Origin of the sequence: Arthrobacter sp. CAN_A2, assembly GCF_015752045.1 — a bacterium.
Classification (GTDB): Bacteria; Actinomycetota; Actinomycetes; order Actinomycetales; family Micrococcaceae; genus Arthrobacter_D.
Genome location: NZ_JADOUS010000051.1, coordinates 1 through 2,436, shown reverse-complemented (window position 1 = coordinate 2,436; position 2,436 = coordinate 1). Strand labels below are relative to the sequence as shown.

The window sequence follows — 2,436 nt, the reverse complement described above, 5'->3', positions numbered from 1 at the left end:
GGCTCTTGGGACATCCGGTGGGGGTCATGGAGTGAGGCCGCCGGCGGCGAGGAGCATTCTGAGCCGGTAGTTGTGGCGGTTGCGGTAGCCGCGGGCGAGGCGGCGGTGGAGCTCGATGAGTCCGTTTACTGCTTCGGTGCCGCCGTTGTTCGCGCGGTGGGTAGTGAAGTAGGCCAGGAATGCGTCGCGCCATCGGCGTAGCGTTCGTCCGAGCCTCGCGATCTCGGGGATCGGGCAGGTGTGGAACGAGTCTATGACTTTCTCGGCGATCCCTCGCCCTTGGATCAGGTCCTTCTGACGGTAGGCGGAACGTAGTTTCTGCGCGGCCTGCCATGCGATGAACACCTCCTCGTGCGCTTCACGGGCTTCAATCGCTACGCTCAGTCGGGTGCGCTGTTTGTCGGTGAGGTTCTCGGCCCCAGCGCGGAGGATCGTCTGGATCCCGAAGAGCGGGTCACCTGTGCGTCCGCGGTGTCCGAGGGTGTCCTGCTGGACGCGGCGGCGTACCTCATCGACCACGTTGGTTCCGAGCTTCACGACATGGAACGCGTCCAGGACTGCGACAGCGTCTTGGAGCTGGTCATCGATCGCGGTCTTATAGCCAGCGAACGGATCCAACGCGGCAATTTGCACGCCTGCCCGGAACACCGGACCACGCTCCTCGAGCCAGTCTTTGTAGGCTCTTCCTGACCGGCCTGGCACCAGATCAAGGAGCCTGGCCCGCGTCTTACCCTGCTTATCGCGGGTGAGATCAACCATGCCCGTGAGCTCCTTCGGGCCCCTCCTGCGGGGATCGACGTGGTGCCAGATGTGCTCATCCACCCCGAGAGTTGTGACGTTCTCGAACCGCGACTCATTAGCAGCGAGCCGTACGAGTTCGGGTTCGATCGCCCGCCATACCGTCTTCCATGACGTCCCCAACCGCCGGGCCAAACCAGCGATCGTGGCATGCTCCCGACGGAGCTGCCCGATAGCCCACGTAACCGCCCGTGTGGTGATCGACCCGCGCGCAGCAACCAGCGACGGAAGCTGTTCCACGAACGTCTTCTTGACGCAGTCACTATCGGCGCACCGCCACACACGTTGCCGCCACACGACTCGTACTCGGATTACTCCGGGAACGTCGTGCAGCACCCGACGGCGCCGGCCACGACCCGCCGCGATAACCCCGCACCCCGGGCACCCCATCAACCGCGGCGGCGTGGACACGGTCACCGTCAGCAGCTCATCATCACGTTCAACCTCCTCGACATGGACGCCGTCGAGACCGACCAACAGATCGCAGCGCGAACAAGAGCAAGGGGCAGAGCGCGCGCCAGCGCGCCCCGAACTAAGGTAAGACACGTCGAGGTCCTCGGGTCGGGTCAGAGAGTTAGCGCTTCTGATCCTCGGGGACCTCGACCCCTACTCACCAATCACCACCCGGCGAACTTCACCCCCACCGGAGGTCCAAGAGCTGGTAAAGACGGCAGCAGACCCCTCCACACCCTTGACCTCAGCAAACAAGGAAGATAACCAAGGGATATCCAGGCATGGTTCAGCCTTGGAACCAGCGTCGTCGTATCAGCACAGCGGTAAATGAACCCACCGCCCCCACTACCCCCAGGGTCAGGGGAAGCAGGAAGATCAACCCCTCCAGCCCGCCACTGATGACATCCGATCCTGCGTACCTGCCGATCACCACCATGGCCACCAGGACCTGCACACCCGTGGCACCGGCCAAAGAGATCGCCGCCCACCGCGCTGATCTCCACGCGGCAACCATCACGGGCACCACGGCAAGCATCGCCGCCCACCCGACCGGCGCCCAGAACTCGACCTCAGCAGGCCCACCATCAGCGCGTCGAGGGCCGATCTCACCAGCAGCCCCATCAAGGCCCGCCCACCCTGCCAGCACCGAAATACTCACCGCCACAATAAGCGCCACCCACGGAAGGAAAGACGACACCGGCCCCACCACACCACTCATAGCGTTGACCCTACGCGGCCCACCCAACAACAGACAGGAGACAGTATCCACCCCTCAATCCCCACACCCCACCGACACACCCCACTGACAAAGAGTCCAACTGCACTACCCGGGCCTGGGGGTAGATGGAGTTCAATAGGTGTATGCCGGAGATGAGCGGGATCCACCACATAGCAGTAACCGTCAGCGACCTGGAGGTCAGCACACGATTCTACGAATGTGTCCTGGGTATGCCACCAGCTAGCTCCCTGGACGGTCCGGGCCTTCAGCGACGCCTCTTCGCCCTTCCTGGCGGCACGAATCTTGGGCTGACCCAGCACACGACACCGTCCATGGGTCCTTTCACACCCTTCGAACCAGGACTGGACCACCTCGGCCTCGCGGTCCGCACCATCGAAGACCTTCAGGAATGGGCAGATCACCTCACCAATCTGGGTATCAACCACCCCGGCCTCATCGAAGCACCT

At 63.4% G+C, this 2,436-nt stretch carries 3 protein-coding genes; 1 reads left to right on the top strand and 2 read right to left on the bottom strand.

Going from position 1 to position 2,436, the window contains the following annotated elements:
• Nucleotides 1-24 precede the first annotated feature (24 nt).
• Both IWX63_RS16485 and IWX63_RS16480 read right to left on the bottom strand, forming a co-directional pair.
• Nucleotides 25-1,344 (bottom strand): ISL3 family transposase, encoded by a 1,320-nt coding sequence (locus tag IWX63_RS16485; RefSeq protein ID WP_442859143.1) that lies wholly within the window; start codon nt 1,342-1,344, stop codon nt 25-27.
• Nucleotides 1,345-1,537: 193 nt separating this feature from the next.
• The gene (locus IWX63_RS16480) at nt 1,538-1,969 is read right to left on the bottom strand and encodes a hypothetical protein (protein WP_199279234.1); all 432 of its coding nucleotides are present in this window, start codon (nt 1,967-1,969) and stop codon (nt 1,538-1,540) included.
• Between the two features lie 125 nt (nt 1,970-2,094).
• Between IWX63_RS16480 and IWX63_RS16990 the strand changes: the two genes are divergently transcribed.
• A partial coding sequence (locus tag IWX63_RS16990) for a VOC family protein (RefSeq protein WP_442859142.1) occupies nt 2,095-2,436 on the top strand: 342 nt, incomplete at its 3' end.

Excerpts from the sequence above, each read along its gene's own strand:
- IWX63_RS16480 (WP_199279234.1), bottom strand. The coding sequence starts at position 1,969 with ATGAGTGGTGTGGTGGGGCCGGTGTCGTCTTTCCTTCCGTGGGTGGCG.